Annotated in this window: 18 protein-coding genes; 9 read left to right on the top strand and 9 right to left on the bottom strand. The window is 60.4% G+C overall.

The annotated features are described in order from the left end of the window. Positions 1-130: 130 nt before the first annotated feature. Positions 131-763 (top strand): DedA family protein, encoded by a 633-nt coding sequence (locus HB680_RS07535; protein WP_213937893.1) that lies wholly within the window; start codon positions 131-133, stop codon positions 761-763. On the opposite strand, the gene HB680_RS07530 is transcribed toward HB680_RS07535, so the two are convergent. Continuing rightward, a complete protein-coding gene (locus HB680_RS07530; protein ID WP_213937892.1) occupies positions 744-1,979 on the bottom strand; it encodes a sterol desaturase family protein in 1,236 nt (411 codons plus the stop codon). The two genes, HB680_RS07535 and HB680_RS07530, sit on opposite strands and share 20 nt — an antisense overlap. A 115-nt stretch (positions 1,980-2,094) precedes the next feature. Between HB680_RS07530 and elbB the strand changes: the two genes are divergently transcribed. Then, the gene (gene elbB, locus HB680_RS07525; RefSeq protein WP_213937891.1) at positions 2,095-2,763 is read left to right on the top strand and encodes an isoprenoid biosynthesis glyoxalase ElbB; all 669 of its coding nucleotides are present in this window, start codon (positions 2,095-2,097) and stop codon (positions 2,761-2,763) included. 119 nt (positions 2,764-2,882) lie between these two features. Here the strand turns inward: elbB and HB680_RS07520 are convergent, their stop codons facing one another. Both HB680_RS07520 and HB680_RS07515 read right to left on the bottom strand, forming a co-directional pair. After that, the gene (locus HB680_RS07520; RefSeq protein ID WP_163910725.1) at positions 2,883-3,338 is read right to left on the bottom strand and encodes a YaiI/YqxD family protein; all 456 of its coding nucleotides are present in this window, start codon (positions 3,336-3,338) and stop codon (positions 2,883-2,885) included. A gap of 121 nt (positions 3,339-3,459) precedes the next feature. After that, positions 3,460-5,361, bottom strand: coding sequence for an FTR1 family protein (locus HB680_RS07515; protein ID WP_213937890.1), 1,902 nt, complete (start codon positions 5,359-5,361; stop codon positions 3,460-3,462). Between the two features lie 153 nt (positions 5,362-5,514). Between HB680_RS07515 and HB680_RS07510 the strand changes: the two genes are divergently transcribed. From HB680_RS07510 to HB680_RS07490, 5 genes are all read left to right on the top strand, one after another. Next, complete coding sequence (locus tag HB680_RS07510) at positions 5,515-6,915, top strand: hypothetical protein (protein WP_213937889.1); 1,401 nt, start codon at positions 5,515-5,517, stop codon at positions 6,913-6,915. A 206-nt stretch (positions 6,916-7,121) separates the two neighbouring features. Continuing rightward, complete coding sequence (locus HB680_RS07505; RefSeq protein ID WP_213937888.1) at positions 7,122-8,516, top strand: hypothetical protein; 1,395 nt, start codon at positions 7,122-7,124, stop codon at positions 8,514-8,516. Positions 8,517-8,531: 15 nt separating this feature from the next. Beyond that, positions 8,532-8,903, top strand: a complete 372-nt coding sequence (locus HB680_RS07500; RefSeq protein ID WP_213937887.1) for a YcfL family protein — start codon at positions 8,532-8,534, stop codon at positions 8,901-8,903. Between the two features lie 36 nt (positions 8,904-8,939). Beyond that, complete coding sequence (gene lpoB, locus HB680_RS07495) at positions 8,940-9,527, top strand: penicillin-binding protein activator LpoB (RefSeq protein ID WP_213937886.1); 588 nt, start codon at positions 8,940-8,942, stop codon at positions 9,525-9,527. Positions 9,528-9,530: 3 nt separating this feature from the next. Then, on the top strand, positions 9,531-10,274 hold the full coding sequence (locus HB680_RS07490; RefSeq protein ID WP_213937885.1) for a penicillin-binding protein activator LpoB: 744 nt from the start codon (positions 9,531-9,533) through the stop codon (positions 10,272-10,274). A 90-nt stretch (positions 10,275-10,364) separates the two neighbouring features. On the opposite strand, the gene HB680_RS07485 is transcribed toward HB680_RS07490, so the two are convergent. From HB680_RS07485 to HB680_RS07475, 3 genes are all read right to left on the bottom strand, one after another. Beyond that, complete coding sequence (locus HB680_RS07485; protein WP_213937884.1) at positions 10,365-10,997, bottom strand: LysE family transporter; 633 nt, start codon at positions 10,995-10,997, stop codon at positions 10,365-10,367. 217 nt (positions 10,998-11,214) lie between these two features. After that, complete coding sequence (locus HB680_RS07480; protein WP_213937883.1) at positions 11,215-11,796, bottom strand: mechanosensitive ion channel family protein; 582 nt, start codon at positions 11,794-11,796, stop codon at positions 11,215-11,217. After that, complete coding sequence (locus HB680_RS07475; protein ID WP_213937882.1) at positions 11,796-13,706, bottom strand: ATP-binding cassette domain-containing protein; 1,911 nt, start codon at positions 13,704-13,706, stop codon at positions 11,796-11,798. Before HB680_RS07475 ends, HB680_RS07480 begins: the two co-directional genes overlap by 1 nt. A 50-nt stretch (positions 13,707-13,756) precedes the next feature. On the opposite strand from HB680_RS07475, the gene HB680_RS07470 reads away from it, so the two are divergent. Next, positions 13,757-14,221: a TIGR02444 family protein gene (locus tag HB680_RS07470; protein ID WP_213937881.1), complete on the top strand. Its 465-nt coding sequence runs from the start codon at positions 13,757-13,759 to the stop codon at positions 14,219-14,221. Here HB680_RS07470 and HB680_RS07465 read toward each other — a convergent pair. After that, a complete protein-coding gene (locus HB680_RS07465) occupies positions 14,218-15,423 on the bottom strand; it encodes an AlgP family protein (protein WP_213937880.1) in 1,206 nt (401 codons plus the stop codon). The genes HB680_RS07470 and HB680_RS07465 overlap by 4 nt on opposite strands. Positions 15,424-15,615: 192 nt before the next feature. On the opposite strand from HB680_RS07465, the gene HB680_RS07460 reads away from it, so the two are divergent. Continuing rightward, the gene (locus HB680_RS07460; RefSeq protein WP_213937879.1) at positions 15,616-16,281 is read left to right on the top strand and encodes an FKBP-type peptidyl-prolyl cis-trans isomerase; all 666 of its coding nucleotides are present in this window, start codon (positions 15,616-15,618) and stop codon (positions 16,279-16,281) included. Between the two features lie 62 nt (positions 16,282-16,343). On the opposite strand, the gene rsd is transcribed toward HB680_RS07460, so the two are convergent. Both rsd and HB680_RS07450 read right to left on the bottom strand, forming a co-directional pair. Next, positions 16,344-16,802: a sigma D regulator gene (gene rsd / locus HB680_RS07455; RefSeq protein WP_213937878.1), complete on the bottom strand. Its 459-nt coding sequence runs from the start codon at positions 16,800-16,802 to the stop codon at positions 16,344-16,346. Between the two features lie 177 nt (positions 16,803-16,979). Then, a complete protein-coding gene (locus tag HB680_RS07450; protein WP_213937877.1) occupies positions 16,980-17,531 on the bottom strand; it encodes a disulfide bond formation protein B in 552 nt (183 codons plus the stop codon). Between the last annotated feature and the right edge of the window lie 319 nt (positions 17,532-17,850).

The following is a 17,850-nucleotide window of genomic DNA, read 5'->3' as shown; positions in this document are numbered from 1 at the left end:
TGCACCCCTGCGACAGGTAGCCGCATTCCATTGTCGTTGTAGGAATTGTTCACGTCGAGACACATTTGGACACTTTCATGAATGTGCACGAAGGGTTAGGCTGCGCGTTCATTTCGCCAGCACCCAGACAATGCTCCAACAATTTCTGCATGACTTCGGCTACTTTGCCCTTTTTCTCGGCACGTTCTTCGAAGGCGAAACCATCCTGGTGCTCGCGGGCTTCCTCGCGTTTCGCGGATACATGGACATCAACCTGGTCGTCGTCGTGGCGTTCTTCGGCAGTTATGCCGGCGATCAGCTGTGGTACTTCCTGGGGCGCAAGCACGGGCGCAAATTGCTGGCGCGCAAACCGCGCTGGCAGATGATGGGCGACCGGGCGCTGGAACATATCCGCAAGCACCCGGACATCTGGGTCCTGAGCTTCCGCTTTGTCTATGGTTTGCGCACGGTGATGCCGGTAGCGATCGGCCTGTCGGGTTATCCGCCCGGACGTTATCTGCTGCTGAACGGGATTGGTGCCGCGATCTGGGCCAGCGCCCTGGCGGCGGCGGCCTATCACTTCGGTGCGGTGCTTGAGGGCATGCTGGGCAGCGTCAAGAAGTATGAGCTGTGGGTGCTCGGCGCACTGTTGTTGCTAGGCCTGGGCCTGTGGCTGCGCCGGCGCTTCAAGAATGCTCGCCTGGCGAAGAAGATCTACGCCGACGAGCAAGCCCTGAAAGCCGAACAAGCGCGGATCAGCGAGCCTAAGACGCCAGTCGAGTGAAGCGGTTTCTGCAGCAGTAGAGACCGATCCCGCTAAGCAGGCTGTAACTGAGCAGGCCGACCCAGCCCACCGCGCTGGCCGGCCACAACCCGACCATCGGCGCCAGCCACACCAGCGGCAGGTTCGACGCCAGCCGCACAAGCTCCAGCTTCAACGCCCACGGGCGATTCTCCAGGGCCACGCCCAACGTAAACAACCCCAGCGCCACCGCACTCCAGCCGAGCACCAGCGCGCCGGTCGGCAGGCTCTGTTCCAGGTTCATCAAATAGCTGCCCAGGGCGATGTAGACGCAGAACTGCAACGCCACATAAATCTGCTGACGCCCATCCAGCGGCACTTCGAATTTGCGGAACTGGCTCAGGTCGGGTTTGTTCATCGGGTACTGGGTCGCCACGTCCGCCGGGCGCCAACCGGTGCGCATGAACCAGATCCGCAGCTTGTCCCATTTGCTCTGCGCGCGCTTCGCGTCATCCCACAATTGCGCATAGAACTGCACGTTGGCCCACAGCGGATTCCAGCTCGCCAGCGGTGTGGTCACGCCGAAAATCACCGGTTCGCTGTCGTCCTCTTCCTGGAACGAGCCAAATAGACGGTCCCAAATAATGAACACCCCGCCGTAGTTGCGATCCATGTAGAGAGCGTTCTGAGCATGGTGGGCCCGATGATTGGACGGCGTGACGAAAAACCACTCAAACCAGCCGAGCTTGGGAATATGTTTGGTGTGCACCCAGAACTGATACAGCAGATTCAGCGCCGCGACGCTGACGAACACCAGCAACGGCACACCGAGCACGGCCATAGGCAGGTAGAAAATCCAGCTCAGCAGAAACCCGGTACTGGTCTGGCGCAGGGCCGTGGACAGGTTGTAGTCCTCGCTCTGGTGATGCACCGAATGCGCGGCCCAGAGGATGTTGCGTTCATGGCCCATGCGGTGCAGCCAGTAGTAGCAAAAGTCATAGAGAACGAAGGCGAAGACCCAGGTCCAGACGCTGTCGCCCGAGAGTTTGAACAGCGCCAAGTGTTCCAGGGCAAACGCATACGTCACCAGCCCCACGCCCTTGGTCAGCAGGCCGGTGGTGGTGGACAACACGCCGGTGCTGATGCTGTTGATTGCGTCGGCCAGGCGATAGTTGCTGACCCCGCGCCAACGGTCGGCCAGCAGTTCGACGGCAATCAGCACAAAGAAAAACGGCACCGCATACAGAATGAAGTCCATGACGCGCCCTGATCGCAATCGTGATGACAGATCCTAGGTGTAGCCGCGAATTAACCCTATGGCAACGAGTGACAAATTAGTGGACATTTAACGCCATGAATCTGGAGAAAAGCCCATGAGCAAAAAAATTGCAGTGATCCTTTCCGGCTGTGGCGTGTACGACGGCGCCGAGATCCACGAAAGCGTGATCACCCTGCTGCGCCTGGACCAGCGCGGTGCCCAGGTGCAGTGCTTTGCGCCGAACATCGCGCAGCTGCATGTGATCAACCACCTGACCGGCGAAGAAATGCCTGAGTCGCGCAACGTGTTGGTGGAGTCGGCGCGCATCGCACGGGGCAACATCAAAGACCTGCGCGAGGCCAGCGTCGAAGACTTCGATGCGCTGATCGTGCCGGGCGGTTTTGGTGCGGCCAAGAACCTCTCCAACTTCGCGGTCGAAGGCGCTGGGTGCACGGTTCAGCCGGAAGTCCTGGCCTTGGCCGAAGCCTTTGCCGAAGCGGGCAAACCGGTGGGGTTGATCTGCATCTCGCCGGCGCTGGCGGCCAAAATCTATGGCCCGGGCGTGACCTGCACCATCGGCAACGATGCCGATACAGCTGCAGCCATGAACAAAATGGGCGCCACCCACACCGATTGCGCCGTGGGCGACATTGTCGAGGACAAGGCGCGCAAGTTGGTGAGTACGCCGGCTTATATGTTGGCGCAGACGATTAGCGAAGCGGCTTCCGGGATCAACAAACTCGTCGACCGCGTTCTCGAACTCACCCACGAAAACGACGCCTGATACGGACTAAATGTGGGAGCGGGCTTGCTCGCGAAAGCGGTGTATCAGCCAACATTTGTGTCGACTGACACGCCCTCTTCGCGAGCAAGCCCGCTCCCACAAGGGGTTCGGCGTCTGGCTCAGGGTTTACGAGTCAACCGGGTCAAAATCCGATCCAGCGCATTGGCAAACGCCTGTTTCTCCCGCTCGCCAAACGGCGCCGGACCGCCGCTCATCTGGCCCTGTTCACGCAAATCGGTGAATAGGTTGCGCACCGCCAGCCTGTCGCCCATGTTCTGCGCATCAAACTCTTTGCCGCGCGGGTCCAGCGCCGAAACGCCCTTCTTCACCAGACGATCGGCCAGCGGCACATCGCTGCAAATCACCAATTCACCGGGCACCGCGTGCTCTACCAGGTAATCGTCGGCCGCGTCCGGGCCGCTCGGCACCACAATCAGCTTCACCAGGGCCAGGCCCGGCTTGATCTGCGGCTGACCGGCCACCAGCACCACTTCGAACTGGCGCTTGAGGGCGAACTTCACCACCAGATCCTTGGCCGCCCGTGGGCAGGCGTCGGCATCGATCCAGACACGCATTGTGTTTACCTCTTTTAAAAAGCTTCGCGGGCAAGCCTCGCTCCTACAGGTTATACGCGACCGGCGCATGAATCCTGTAGGAGCGAGGCTTGCCCGCGAATATGAGCGAAGCGAATGCCTTTTAAGAAACCTGCACCCGCCGCTTCTCAGCCATCCGGCTACGACTGTAAAGCACGATGATCGCAATGATCGCCACCGCCTGCGCACTCAGCGAATACGCATCCGCGTGAATCCCCAGCCAGTCGAAGTCAAAGAACGGCACCGGCCGCGTGCCGAAAATCCCGGCTTCCTGCAACGCCTTCACACCATGCCCCGCAAACACCACCGACAACGCACACAGCAATCCGGCGTTGATGCCGAAGAACAGCGCCAGCGGCAGTTTCGCCGAGCCGCGCAGAATCACCCAGGCCAGGCCCACCAACAGCACCAGCGCGGTGGCGCCACCCGCCAACACCGCGTTATGCCCGGCGGGACCGGCCTGCAACCACAGGGTTTCGTAGAACAGGATCACTTCGAACAATTCGCGATACACCGAGAAGAACGCCAGAATCGCAAAACCGAAACGCCCGCCGCCGCCCACCAGGCTGCTCTTGATGTAATCCTGCCAGGCTGCCGCGTGGCGCCGGTCGTGCATCCACACGCCGAGCCAGAGCACCATGACGCTGGCAAACAACGCCGTGCAGCCTTCCAGCAACTCACGCTGGGCGCCGCTGACATCAATCACATACGCCGCCAACGCCCAGGTCGCCAAACCGGCCACCAACGCCAGACCCCAACCGACGTTGACGCTGCGAACCGCCGATTGCTGGCCGGTGTTGCGCAGGAACGCGAGGATCGCCGCCAGCACCAGAATCGCTTCCAGGCCTTCACGCAGCAGAATCAACAGGCCGGAGATGTAGCTCAGGGACCAGCTCAAGCCATCGCTGCCCAACAGGCCGGCGGATTCCTTCAGCTTGGACTTGGCGACGTCCAGGCGCTGCTCAACCTGGGCGACCGGCAAGCCGTCCTGCAACGACTGACGGTACGCCATCAAGGATTTTTCAGTGTCTTTGCGCACGTTGGCGTCGACGTTGTCCAAAGAGCTTTCGACCAGCTCGAAGCCTTCCAGGTACGCCGCCACCGACAAGTCATAGGCCTGATCGTGTTCGCCGGCACGGTAAGCGGCGATGCTTTTGTCCAGGGTCGCCGCGGTGTAATCGAGCAATTGCGCCGGGCCGCGCTTGACCTGCGGCGGCTGCGCCCGTTGTGCACGGAAGGTCGCCACGGCTTGCGGGCCTTCGGCGGCCAGCACTTCGGCGGGCGTCTGACGGGCCAGGTCGGCAATGTTGTAGGTCTTTTCGGATTTTGCTGCGGCCGGATCGGCGCTGAAGCCCGCGATATAGGTCGCCAGATCCCAACGCTGACGGTCATCCAACTGATCGGCGAAGGACGGCATGTCGGTGCCTTCGACGCCTTGGCCCAACGTGTTGTAGATCCCGTAGAGGCTCAGGCGATCGAGGCGCGTCGCGTCGCGCAGATTGGCCGGCGGCGGGGTCATGCCCACGCCTGCCGGGCCGTCGCCGGCGCCCGCATCGCCGTGGCACACCGAGCATTGCTGGGCGTACAGCGGCGCACCGCGCGTCGGGTCCGGGGTAATCACCGGGGCCTGGCTGACTTCATAGGCCACCGCCAGCTTCGCACCGAGCTGTCGGGCCTGACGAACCACGTCGGCACTGTCCTTGTGAGCGGCAATCGCAGCGCCAAGGTTGCTGACGCCCTGCTCCAGTTCGGCCCGCTCAGGCTTGACCGGCAATTCAGCGATCAGCCCTTTGAGAACGCCCAGAAACTCCTGCAGTTCGCGGTATTCAGACTCATCAATGACCTTGCCGGCCTCGACCGTCGTCGGATAATCAGCGCCAATGTAATCGAGCAAATGCAGCGCTTTGGGCGCGCCTTCGACGGTGTCGGCCAGCGCATTGAGGCTGCAGAATGCAATAACCGGCAGCACTAGCCACGCCAGAAAACGGGAGGAGGAGGCAGTCATGAATGAATCTCAAGGGGAAATACGAAGTAACACATTGTTAACTTCCAATGACTTTCACTCAAGCTTTGTTGGCGTTTCCTGCACGGCTGCGTATAAATTCAGCGGCGAATCGCCACCTCCTCGCAGCATCCGATCAGGGAAGAATCATCGTCCATGCGCTCACACCTCTTTTTCTCGCTGCTGCTCAGCCTCGCCCTGCAATTGACCGGTTGCGCCGCCTATCGCAACTACGACCTGGAACTGGCACAAACGACTGACCAGTTGAAAGCCGGGAATCCGCAAGGCGCGCTCCAATTGCTGGAATTGCACAACCCGTCAGAAGAGCGGGACCTGCTCTACTACTTCGAAACAGGTGCCGTCCTGAGTGCCGCCGGCGAGCTGCCGCAAAGTCAGGTCGCCTGGCGCAGCGCGGAGCAAATGGTGATTCAGCGCCAGGACACCGTTGAATCCACCGGCACCCAGCTCCTGTCCGCGATGGGCGATCATTGGGGCAGCATCATCAATGACAAACTGCGTCGCTACGATGGCTACGACTATGAAAAGGTCATGCTGACCACGCAAATGGCCCTGAACCAGTTGGCCGTGAATGACTTCGATGGTGCCCGCGCCGATATCAAGAAAACCCACGAACGCGAAGCACTGATCGCCCGCCAGTGGGAAAAACAATACGAGCACGTCGAGGAGCAAGCCAAGGCTCAGGGCGTTCGCGTGCAGTACAAGGATCTTCAGGGCTACCCCGTGGCCACCCTCGATGCGCCCTCCGTCATCGCGCTGAAGAACGGCTATCAGAGCGCGTTCAGCCACTACCTGGCCGGGTTCACCTATGAAGCGCTGGGTGAGCGTGACCTCGCCGCTCCCGGTTATCGCCAGGCCATCGAGTTACGACCCGACCTGCCCTTCTTCCAACAGGCCTTGCGCGAACTCGACAAACCCGCCGCCAACGCCAATGAAAGCGATGTGCTGATCATTGTTCAAAGCGGCCTGGCGCCGGCGCGCAGTTCGGTTCGGGTGCCCTATCCGGTACGCCTGCAAGATGGCCAGGTCATCGTTGCCAACGTTTCGTTTCCAGTGATGGTGCCCGACACCTCGACCCCGGCATTCACACAGATGACCGTCGACGGACGCAAACAGCCACTGATCCTCGTCAACAGCATCACCGACATGTCGCTGCGGACATTGCGCGACGACATGCCCGGCATCATTCAACGCACCGCCTATCGCGCCTTCCTGGCGGCTGACGTTCAGGGTACCGATAACCGGCGCGACCCAAGCAAAGCCTCCTACGTGACGCAGCATGATGGCTTTGAGCACGCGGACACCCGGACCTGGCGCACCTTGCCCAACATCACCCAAGTGGTGCGTCTGCGCCTGAAAAAAGGCGAGCACCTGATCAGCCTGCCCAACGCTCCAGGCGCCGCGCCGCTGAAAATCCGCATCGACCAGAACCATCAAGTTATCGGTCTGCGAGCGCTGGGTGGGCGGATCTTCAGCAACGGGGTGGCTTTCGAACCGTCCTCTGCGCCAGACAGCGCCGTGGTATCCGGTTTGAAATAAGTAGTGGCACGTTGTGAAAATTTGTAATTAAAAAGCCACTACATGGCCAGCATCCGCGCTTATAATGCCGCGCCCTCGCGAATGCGAAGCGGCATTTAAGCTCCTCTTTTATGAGGAATTGGCAGGACGCCAGTCTCCCTGCCGATAGGTCCCAACAGCCCGACCGGCACGCGCGGCTGCTTACACTCAGGGAAGAAGTACCCCCTATGGCCTCTCGCGCCCTTACCTCGATCGCACTCAGTGCCGTCACCTTGCTCTCCGGCTGTTCGGCATTCCGTAACTACGACTCCGAACTCGCGCAAACCAACCAGCAACTGGCCGCCGGCAATGTCGATGCCGCGCTGACGATGCTGGAAAAGAACAACTCCGGCCCGGACAAAGACCTGCTCTATTACTTCGAGAAGGGTGAACTGTTGCGCGCCAAGGGCGACCTGTCCGGCAGCCAGAATGCCTGGACCAGCGCCGATCAGGTGGTGGGCAAGTGGGAAGACTCGGTCAAGCTTGATACCGACAAGTACCTGGCGCAATTCGGCAGTTTCCTGGTTAACGACAAGGTCCGCCGTTACGAAGGCTACGACTACGAAAAAGTCATGCTGACCACGCAAATGGCGCTGAACCTGCTGGCGGTGAATGACTTCGACGGCGCACGCATGTCGATCAAGAAGACCCACGAACGCGAAGCGGTGATCGCCGATCTGCGCGACAAGGAATACCTCAAGAGCGAAAACGAGGCCGAGAAAGAAGGGATCAAAACCCAGTACAAAGACCTGCAGGGTTACCCGGTCGCCAGCCTCGACGCGCCGGACGTGGTCAGCCTGAAAAACAGCTACCAGAGTGCGTTCAGCCATTACCTGGCCGGTTACGTCTACGAAGCCCTGGGTGAAAAAGACCTCGCTGCGCCGGGTTACCGCAAGGCCGCCGAACTGCGCCCGAACACGCCGCTGCTGGAACAGGCCTTGGTCAACCTCGACAAGCCGACCAAGACCGACGACAGCGATATCCTGATCGTGGTGCAAAGCGGCCTGGCGCCGTCCCGTGACTCGATCCGCATTCCGCTGCCATTGCCGATCAGCAATCAGCTGGTGATCACGCCGTTGTCGTTCCCGATCATCAAGCCGGACACCTCCACCGCGACTTTCGCCCAGATCGGCGTGGACGGTCAGCAACTAAACCTGACCCAGCTCAACAGCACCACCGCCATGTCCCGCCGCGCCCTGCGTGACGACATGCCGGGCATCATCCTGCGCACCACCGTGCGTGCCGTGACCAAAGGCGTGGCGCAGAAGAAGATCAACGAAACCAACCCACTGGCCGGTCTGGCGGTGGGCATTTCTTCAGCTGTGCTCGAAGGTGCCGATACCCGTACGTGGCGCACCCTGCCGGACAACACCCAGGTGGTGCGTCTGCGCTTGAAGAAAGGCGAGCACCAAGTCACTCTGCCGAGCGTCGTGGGCGGCTCGGTGGTCAAGATCACCGTGGATCAGCGTTACCAGGTCATCAGCCTGCGCGCCGTGGGTAATCAGGTCTTCGCCAGCGGCCTGGCCGCACACGTGATCACCAGTGCCAACCCGACCGCCGTGGCCAGCTTCAAACAACCTTAAGAACGGAGTCTTTGCATGCGCTTCAAACTCATCGCCGTTGTCGCCCTGGCCTTGCTGGCCGGCTGCGCCACCCCGCCACCCCCAGAGCCGGGCAGTGCCGCCAGTAAAGTCGTGGCCATGGGCAAGCTGAAGAATATCGTGGTCGGCGCCATGCGCGTCGCCCGGGAAAACGGCTTCCAGACGGTCAATGTGCAGCTGAGCAACACCAGCTTCAACAACAAGACTTTCTACTACCGTTTTGCCTGGCTCGGCCCTGAGGGTTTCCCGGTCGCGGAAGAAGAAACCTGGAAAAGCCAGCTGATGTATGGCGAGCAGACCAGTTTCATCCAGGCCATCGCGCCGACCGCCAAAGCCGTGGACTTCCGTCTCGAAATCAAGACGCCGTAACCCGACCCTATTCGTTCAGTTCTAGAGAGCATTCCCATGTTTGCACGCTTTTCGTTCATCGCCGTTATCGCCCTCCTGGCCAGCGGCTGCGCCAACACTTCGCCGACCCTGGGCAGCAAGAACATCAGCTACGGTGACACCAAGGCTGTGGAAACCGTGACCAACGAGTTCGGTTCCACCGACCTGCAGATGATCGCCGAATCCATGACCCGTTCCCTGGCCCAGTCCGGCATTCTGCAGGGCCGTCCGGTGGTTCAGGTCTACGACGTGAAGAACAAGACCAGCGAGTACATCGATACCCGCGAAATCACCACCAGCATCAAGACTCAGCTGATGAAGACCGGCGTCGCCCGCTTCGCCAGCGACAACACCGCGATGCAGAGCCAGGTTGATCAGCTCAAGCTGCAAAACCAGAGCGGCCTCTACAAGAAGAGCACCGTGGCCAAGACCGGCAACATGGTGGCCGCCAAGTACCGCATCGAAGGCTCGATCAGCTCGATCGTCAAGCGCAGCAGCGACTACAAGGACGTCTTCTACAAATTCAGCCTGCAATTGATCGACGTTGAAAGCGGTCTGGCCGAGTGGATGGACGAAAAAGAGATCCGCAAAACCACGGAGCGTTAATCGATGCGCACATGGATTGGCCTGATGGCCCTGGCTTGCGCGTTCAGCGTGCAAGCGACCCCGAAAGTTGCAGTCACGGATCTGGCGTACCAGGAGCGGGTGGAGCAGTACATCCACATCGTCTCGGCGCAGAGCAACTACCGCGAGGGCTACTACAGCTCCAGCGGTTCGTCGAACTACAACGAGATCGAAGCCACCACCAGCTACATCGAACAGGCCGAACTGCGTAAGTTCACCGGCGACATCAAGGGTGAAATCCTGCGCACCGGCATGTTCCAGCTGATTCAGGGCACGCCGTATACCGCCTCGTCCAAGGGTGACATCTACGATGTGATCAAGCGGATCAAGGCCGGCAGCTTCAAGGGCGCGGACTATGTGCTGTTCGGTACGGTGTCGGATATCGACTTCACCCAGGACATGAACGAGCTCGCCAACACCGACAGCTATTCGGCGGTATTGGCGTTGACCCTGGTGGCGGATTTCAGCCTGATCAACACCAAGACCTTCGAAATCACCTCGGCCTTCACGGCGATGGGCGAAGGCCAGGACACCAAACTGGTGAATGGCCGGGACATCAAAATCTCGCTGAATCGCCCTCGGGTAGTACGCGATGTGTCCAAGGCGTTGGGTGAAGACGTGGCCGGACAACTGAGCCAACAGCTTGGTGGTCCTGGCTATGAACAGCCTCGCGAGCCGGCTCAACGCAGCAATCTGCCGCGCGATACTGCACCGGTGATTTTGCGCTGATTCCCAGGGTGGGCCCCCTCGCCACAGAAGCTCGCTCGCAGCAATGAAAAAGGCGACCTGAAAAGGTCGCCTTTTTTGTGCCTGTGGGTTTTACACCACCGCTTTACGCAGCGTCGCCATGAACGCCGCCGCGCCAATGAACAACCCGGCAAACGTGCGGTTCATGCGTTTCTGCTGTTTGGGCGTACGCAACAGGCGCAGCACTTTGGACGCGAGCCCGGTGTAGCCGGCCATGACAATCAGGTCGACGCAAATCATGGTCACCCCGAGGATCAGGTACTGAGCCACCAACGGCGCATGCGGGTCAATGAACTGCGGCAGCACCGCCAGCATGAACACCAACGCCTTGGGGTTGCTGACGTTTACCAGGAAACCACGGAACACCAGCGCCAGCGGTTTGCCGATCTGCCGTACCGCTGCGTCGTCGCTCATATCAGTGGGCAGGGCTTTCCATTGCTTGACCGCAAGGTAGACCAGGTAAGCGACACCAAACCATTTGATCGCATAAAACGCGGTAGCCGAAGCCGCGAGGATCGCACCAACACCGGCAGCCACAATCGCAATCTGCAACGCCAGGCCCAGTTGCAGGCCCAAGGCGTTCCAGTAACCGCGCCAGAAACCGTATCGCAGACCGCTGGACATCGACGCAATCGCGCCGGCACCGGGAGACAGGCTGATCACCCAGCAGGCGGCAAAAAACGCCAGCCATGTTTGAAGCACCATCGCACACCTCGACTCAGACTCGTGACAGATGTCTAAGCTAATGCGGCTTTGGGCGGATGACTACCGATTTTTTGTAGGACAGGAGGACTGGCGACCAGCGTTTGCGCCTGCAAGGGCCCCTTCGCGAGCAAGCCCGCTCCCACATTAGTACTGCGAACACAGGTCGAATGTGGGAGCGGGCTTGCTCGCGAAAGCGGTGTGTCAGGCAACAGAAGACTTACTTTTCAAACCCACTGGAAGGAAACACATCACTCCCCCGCCACCGCCGAACCGAGCGCTGGAAGAACAGACTGTTGGGCACTTGCACCATCGCGCTGCCAGTCCCGGCCTCTTCAGCTTCGATCAACGTGGTAAACAGCAGGTTGATCGCCACCACCCGCCCCTTGACGCCAGGCTTGTCGAGGGTGTCCACCAGCTCGACCACATCACCAATCCGGAACGGGCCGACGGTGAAGATCAAGATCGCGCACAGCAGGTTGGAGAGCACGCTCCACATGGCGAAGAACGCGACCGCCGCCACGGCCACGAACCCGGACAACGCGGTCCAGAGCACCGTGGCCGAGACGCCGAGGCGTTCCAGCACGAAGATCAACGCGCTGCCCATGATCAGCCAACGCAGACCACCGCGCAGTGGCATCAGCAGTTGCGGCGGAAACGGGTAGCGCTCGCCCAGGCGAGTCAGGCATTTGGCGACGAAGCGCTGGGCGAGGTAACCCGCCAGCAGGATCAGCAGGATTTGTACGCCGAGCCAGATTGGCTCGGCCCACACGGCCGGCAGCGGCAGCTTGAAGGCGTCCATCAGGACAGCGCCTCCAGCTCCGCCTGCATGCTTTCCAGCAGCTCCAGGGCTTCCATCCAGGACTCTTCCAGCTCCGCTTCACGCACCTTTAGCTTGGCCTGCTCGGCCAGCAGATCACGCAGTTCGTTCTTGCGCGCCGGTTCGTAGATATCGCTGTCGCCGAGGCTGGCGTCGATCTTCGCCAGTTTCTCGTGCAGCTTGCCGAGCTCGGCTTCGAGCTTGTCGGCCTCGCGCTTGTGCGGTGCCAGTTGCTGGCGCAACGCCGCAGCGGCCTGACGCTGAGCCTTCTTGTCGGTCTTGTCCGGATTCACCGGGGTGTTGCTGACCGGGGCATTGCGCTGGCGATAGTCCACCAGCCAGCGGGTGTAATCTTCCAGGTCGCCGTCGAATTCTTCGACCTTGCCGTCCGCCACCAGGTAGAAATTGTCGGTGGTGCTTTTGAGCAAATGACGATCGTGAGAGACCACCAATACCGCACCGCTGAATTCCTGCAACGCCATGGTCAACGCCAGGCGCATTTCCAGGTCCAGGTGGTTGGTCGGTTCGTCGAGCAGCAGCAGGTTCGGCCGGCCCCAGGCGATCAACGCCAGCGCCAGACGCGCCTTCTCGCCACCGGAGAAATTCAGCACCGGCTCATCGATACGCGCACCACGGAAGTCGAAACCACCGAGGAAGTCGCGCAGGGTCTGCTCGCGCTCGGTCGGCGCCAGACGCTGCATGTGCAGCAACGGGCTGGCCTTGGAGTCCAGCGAATCCAGTTGATGCTGGGCAAAGTAGCCGACCACGGTGTTCTCGCCACGGGTCAGACGACCGGACAACGGCGCAAGCTCACCGGCGAGGTTTTTGATCAGGGTCGATTTACCCGCACCGTTCGGACCGAGCAAACCGATGCGTGCGCCGGGGGTCAGTTGCAGCTTGACCTTCTCCAGCACCGCGCGCTCGCCGTAGCCCAGTCGAGCGTCGGAGATATCAATCAACGGGCTGGAGATTTTGTGCGATTCGCGGAACACGAAGTCGAACGGCGAATCGACGTGTGCGGCGGACAGCTCTTCCATCCGCTCCAACGCCTTGATCCGGCTCTGGGCCTGGCGGGCCTTGGTGGCCTGGGCCTTGAAGCGGGCAATGTAGCTTTCCATATGCGCACGCTGCGCCTGCTGCTTCTCGTAGGCCTGCTGTTGCTGGGCCAGACGTTCGGCACGCGCACGTTCGAAGGCGCTGTAGCCGCCGCGATACAGGGTGATCTTGCGCTGATCGACGTGGGCCACGTGATCGACCACGGCATCGAGGAAATCGCGGTCGTGGGAAATCAACATCAAAGTGCCGGGATAGCTTTTAAGCCACTCTTCGAGCCAGATGATGGCGTCGAGGTCCAAGTGGTTGGTTGGCTCATCGAGCAGCAACAGGTCCGACGGACACATCAATGCCTGCGCCAGGTTCAGACGCATCCGCCAGCCACCGGAGAAATCTCCTACCTGACGATCCATCTGATCGTTGGTGAACCCAAGACCGGCCAGCAGCTTGCGCGCCCGAGCGTCGGCGGTGTAACCGTCGGCGCTGTCGAGTTCGGCGTGCAGGCGGGCCTGAGCGGCACCGTCATGGGCCGCTTCGGCGGCGGCGAGGTCGCGTTGCACCTCACGCAGCCGGAGGTCGCCATCGAGCACGTAGTCGACCGCGATGCGATCGAGGGTGTCGATCTCCTGGCGCATGTGGGCGATGCGCCAGTCTGCCGGCAAGAAGCAATCACCCGAATCCGGGTGCAGATCGCCCAGGAGCAAGGCGAACAGGCTCGATTTGCCGGCGCCGTTGGCACCGATGAGGCCGGCTTTGTGGCCGGCGTGCAGGGTCAGCTCGGCGTCTTCTAGCAGACGTTGCGGGCCACGCTGTAAAGTCAGGTTCTGAATTCGGATCATAATGGCGGCGGAGTCTATCAGCTTCGCTCGCAACTGGCGCGAGTAGCACTATGTCTGCTGACCTGTGGAGCTTTTCCCTTGGCACTTACGCCCGTCCTGGCGTTGAAGAGCGGTGCCTGCAATTACAGTCGGCAGGGGCGAATGTCTGCCTTTTGTTGTGTGGGCTGTGGCTGGAGCAACGAGGGGTGAGCTGCGACGAACAACGCTTGCAGCAACTTTTTCGGGTGGCCGGGCCGTGGGACGTGAATGTCGTGCGGCCGTTGCGCACATTGCGTCAGCAATGGAAAGCCGCCGCTGTGGACGACGCCGGACTCAACGCATTACGCGAACAAATCAAGACACTGGAGCTGGAATCGGAACGGCATCTGCTGTTGCAACTGGAGCGCACGGCCCAGGGTTGGCCGCAAAGTGAGACGACCGAACGATCGGCCTGGCTGGAAGGTGTGGCGGCAGGCGCCGCCAACCTGGACCGCGACGCGCTGCATCAGCTGCGCGTCGCGGTAACCGGCACTTAGGAAGCGCTGGTTGGGGTGGTGGCAGTGCTCGACGCGGCGGCCGGGGTTGGTGCGGCGGTTGCTGTCGAGGTGGTAGCGGCTGGAGCAGGCGATGCTGCCGGAGCCGGGGTGGCAGGCTTGGCGACTGGCGCGGTAGCCGGTTTGGCGGCAGCGACTGGTTTGGCAGCGGCTGGTTTTTTCACCGCTGGTTTTGCAGCAGGTTTCGCGGCAACTGGTTTTGCAGCAGCCGGCTTGGCAGCGGATTTGGCTGCGGCAGGTTTTGCAGCGCTCGCAGTAGCCGGTTTAGCGGCAGCCGGTTTGGCAGCGGCAGGCTTGGCAGCAGCAGGTTTAGCGGCGGCAGGCTTGGCAGCAGGTTTGGCGGCTGCGGTTTTAGCAGCTGGTTTTGCGGCGGGTTTTGCCGCTGGCTTGGCTGCCGGTTTTGCAGCGGCTTTTGCAGCTACTGGCTTCGCGGCAGGCTTGGCAGCCGGTTTCGCGGCTGCGGTTTTGGCGACTGGTTTAGCAGCCGGTTTTGCGGCGGGTTTAGCGGCCGCTTTTGCAGCAGGTTTAGCGGCTGCAGTTTTCGCTGCAGTCGGTTTGGCAGCAGCGGTTTTTGCAGCGGCTGGTTTGGCAGCAGCAGGCTTGGCAGCCGTCGCTCGGGCAGCTGGTTTCGCAGCGCTGGCCGCGACTGGTTTTTTCGCTGCAGGTTTTGCTGCGGCTTTGGCCGGCGCTTTAGTGGCCGGTTTGGCAGCAGGCTTGGCGGCTGCTTTTGCAGCAACCGGTTTGGCAGCGGCTTTCTTGGCAGGTGCCGCAGCAGGCTTGGCCGAACGCAGGGACAACGCCTTGCTGACAGCCTCTTGTACGCGACCAACGCCCTGGGCCAGTTTCAGGCTTTCTTGAGCGTCACGCTTGAGTTGCAGAATGTAGGCACGAGTCTCGGACTGACGATCCTTCAGGGCATCGAGCAAGTCTTCGAGCTGCTTCACTCCGTCCTTCGCCTTGGCTTGTGCCTTAGCTTTGCCGGCCGCCGCAGCGTCCTGCAATTTGGTACGGGATTTGTGCAGTTTTTCTTGCGCTTTGCCGCGCTGCTTTTCCAGTTTGGCGAGCAGTTTTTCAGCATCAGCCAAGGCTTGGGAACAAGCGGTTTCCAAATGCTCGAGCAGGCTGCCCGAGAGTTGTTGGAGTAAGTGCAACGGAGTATTTACAGGCTTCTTGGTGGCCGACATGGTTTACCTCCTGGCTGACGTGAATGCGGCTCATACTAGACCTCTGCTGACACCGCCGCTAGGCCATGTTGACAGTATCCAAAGCACTACGTTGCAACGAATCGAAAATGTTCTGCGTCTACGCAAAAGCAGTTCACCGTTTAACGCATTCTCACTGGCATAATCCTCCGCATCTCAGGTCGGAGAGTGCCCATGTCGCGTTACCTTTTTTTATCCCTGCTGGTGTGTTTTTCCGTCGTTCAAGCAGCAGAAAAAACCGCTGCGGATGACGCTCACGATCTCGCCTACAGTCTGGGCGCGAGCCTCGGCGAACGCCTGCGCCAAGAGGTTCCGGACCTGCAGCTTCAAGCACTGGTCGAAGGCTTGCAGCAAGCCTATCAAGGCAAACCCCTGGCGCTGAAAGATGCACAGATCGAGCAGATCCTTGCCGACCACGAAGCCCAGGTCGCCTTGCAAACGCCGGCGCCGCAAACCGAAGAAGCCCTGGAAAAAGAGCAGCGTTTTCTTACCCAGGAAAAAGCCCGGCCCGGGGTTCGTGAATTGGATGATGGAATTTTGCTGACGGAGCTGACCCCCGGCAACGGTGCCAAGGCCGGACCGAACGGCAAGGTTCAGGTGTTGTACATCGGCCGCCTGCCCGACGGCACGGTGTTCGATCAGAACAGCCAACCGCAATGGTTCAGTCTCGACAGCGTGATCACCGGCTGGCGCATTGCACTGCAAAACATGCCGGTGGGTGCGAAGTGGCGCCTGGTGATTCCATCGGCCCAGGCCTATGGCGCCGACGGTGCCGGCGACCTGATCGCGCCGTTCACACCGCTGGTGTTCGAAGTCGAATTGCGCGGCGCCACCAGTTAAATCGCGGAAACGAAAAACGGCGCGCAGAGCGCACCGTTTCGTTGGTCTGGCGAGGGAGAGGTTCAGGCCTGAACCGAATCCTCTTCCTTGTGAGCGGTGTGCAGCACTTCGATCAGGCAATCTTCCAGCTCGAAGCGTTCATGCAGCAAGCCACCCAGTTCCTTGAATTTTTCCGCGACACACTTGCCAGCATCACACAGGTCATTGAACGCGAGCAGCTTCTCGGTGATGACGTCGATGCGCGGGTAAATGGTCTCGGCCAGCTCAAGACCACGAGTGTCACCAAAAGCCTTGGCTTCGCCGGTGAGCTGTTCGTAGATCTCGAAATGTCCCGCCGATACGTAATCGACCAGCACGCCGCAGAATTCCTGCAACGGTTTGCGGTTATCGCCCAGAGCCTCAGGCTTGGCGCCGAGAGCATCATAGGCCCGAACCAGTTCGTGACGCTCCTGCAACCAGCGGTCGATCAGCAGATGCACTCCACCCCAGCGTTCCTGAGCATTCTGACAACTTTCGAGCATGGTGATCTCTCTTCCCTTGTGGGTCATGCTGCTCTACACCTGTCGCACTCTTGAAGGTCAAGAATCGGCCAGGCAGAGCGTCATCGAGCAACATAAATCCAATGACACGTGCGGGCCAGATTATGCCCGCACGACAATGGCTTCAAGGTACGCAGGAGATAAAGTTCATACAAGTGTTTAATCGCTCGCCATGGCCCGGTGCGACGACTCGCCGCTGGGCGGTCGCTGACAGGCGATCCAGACATGGCGCAGCAGTTGATAAATCCCCAGGATCAGCATCGCGACGAAGAACAGCAGACTCCATTCCGGGATGCTCAAGTCAAACAGGGTCCATGAGATCTCGGCGCAGTCGGCGGTGCTCTTGAACAGCCGTTGTACGGCGCACACCCAGGGCATGTTTCCGAACCAGCCATCCAGATTGGGCGAACAGACCGACAGTTGCAGCTGCGGATTACTCTGCAACAACACCTGCCGCCACGCCGCGACTGTCCCGCCCAGACTTGCGGCCAGACCCAGCAGCCAATAAACGAAAGAACCGAACCGCTGTGGGCCATGCACCGAAGCCGCCAGGCAAACAACCATGAGCAGCGCCAGGCAAACTCGTTGCAACAGACACAACCCGCAAGGTTTGAGCCCGACCACATATTCCAGGTAATAGGAAACGCCCAGGACCAGGGCGCCTGCGGTAAAAGCCATGAAAAACAAGGAGCGTGAGCAGGCCAAAGACATGGCTAATCCGTAACAGTAGAGACAGGCTGTTACGGTAGAGGAAAGCGCGCCAGCCTTTCAAGACAGGCCACCACGGACACTTCACCAGAGGTGTAGGGAATTCCCGACAGAAGCGAGAGGATTCGATGTAGTCCCTTGTAGGACTATGCCGAAGAGGTACTACAAGGCTAAACAATTAGCGCATTGGTCGACTGGCTCATGGCTCAAGTAAACCCGTGTAGCAGCTGCCGAGCCTGCGGGGCTGCGTTCGACTGCGCAGCAGTCGTGAAATCTGCCGGCGCGCTGCTTCAGGAAAACCTCGCCCTCCGTTTTGCGACTG

This window comes from Pseudomonas sp. dw_612 (assembly GCF_018449725.1).
GTDB lineage: Bacteria > Pseudomonadota > Gammaproteobacteria > Pseudomonadales > Pseudomonadaceae > Aquipseudomonas.
This window is presented reverse-complemented; position numbering and strand designations above follow the sequence as displayed.

Excerpts from the sequence above, each read along its gene's own strand:
- HB680_RS07535 (WP_213937893.1), top strand. The coding sequence starts at position 131 with ATGCTCCAACAATTTCTGCATGACTTCGGCTACTTTGCCCTTTTTCTC.
- HB680_RS07505 (WP_213937888.1), top strand. The coding sequence starts at position 7,122 with ATGGCCTCTCGCGCCCTTACCTCGATCGCACTCAGTGCCGTCACCTTG.
- HB680_RS07500 (WP_213937887.1), top strand. The coding sequence starts at position 8,532 with ATGCGCTTCAAACTCATCGCCGTTGTCGCCCTGGCCTTGCTGGCCGGC.
- HB680_RS07475 (WP_213937882.1), bottom strand. The coding sequence starts at position 13,706 with ATGATCCGAATTCAGAACCTGACTTTACAGCGTGGCCCGCAACGTCTG.
- HB680_RS07515 (WP_213937890.1), bottom strand. The coding sequence starts at position 5,361 with ATGACTGCCTCCTCCTCCCGTTTTCTGGCGTGGCTAGTGCTGCCGGTT.
- lpoB (WP_213937886.1), top strand. The coding sequence starts at position 8,940 with ATGTTTGCACGCTTTTCGTTCATCGCCGTTATCGCCCTCCTGGCCAGC.
- elbB (WP_213937891.1), top strand. The coding sequence starts at position 2,095 with ATGAGCAAAAAAATTGCAGTGATCCTTTCCGGCTGTGGCGTGTACGAC.
- HB680_RS07480 (WP_213937883.1), bottom strand. The coding sequence starts at position 11,796 with ATGGACGCCTTCAAGCTGCCGCTGCCGGCCGTGTGGGCCGAGCCAATC.
- HB680_RS07450 (WP_213937877.1), bottom strand. The coding sequence starts at position 17,531 with ATGTCTTTGGCCTGCTCACGCTCCTTGTTTTTCATGGCTTTTACCGCA.
- HB680_RS07465 (WP_213937880.1), bottom strand. The coding sequence starts at position 15,423 with ATGTCGGCCACCAAGAAGCCTGTAAATACTCCGTTGCACTTACTCCAA.
- HB680_RS07485 (WP_213937884.1), bottom strand. The coding sequence starts at position 10,997 with ATGGTGCTTCAAACATGGCTGGCGTTTTTTGCCGCCTGCTGGGTGATC.
- HB680_RS07520 (WP_163910725.1), bottom strand. The coding sequence starts at position 3,338 with ATGCGTGTCTGGATCGATGCCGACGCCTGCCCACGGGCGGCCAAGGAT.
- HB680_RS07510 (WP_213937889.1), top strand. The coding sequence starts at position 5,515 with ATGCGCTCACACCTCTTTTTCTCGCTGCTGCTCAGCCTCGCCCTGCAA.
- HB680_RS07530 (WP_213937892.1), bottom strand. The coding sequence starts at position 1,979 with ATGGACTTCATTCTGTATGCGGTGCCGTTTTTCTTTGTGCTGATTGCC.
- HB680_RS07490 (WP_213937885.1), top strand. The coding sequence starts at position 9,531 with ATGCGCACATGGATTGGCCTGATGGCCCTGGCTTGCGCGTTCAGCGTG.
- HB680_RS07460 (WP_213937879.1), top strand. The coding sequence starts at position 15,616 with ATGTCGCGTTACCTTTTTTTATCCCTGCTGGTGTGTTTTTCCGTCGTT.
- HB680_RS07470 (WP_213937881.1), top strand. The coding sequence starts at position 13,757 with ATGTCTGCTGACCTGTGGAGCTTTTCCCTTGGCACTTACGCCCGTCCT.
- rsd (WP_213937878.1), bottom strand. The coding sequence starts at position 16,802 with ATGCTCGAAAGTTGTCAGAATGCTCAGGAACGCTGGGGTGGAGTGCAT.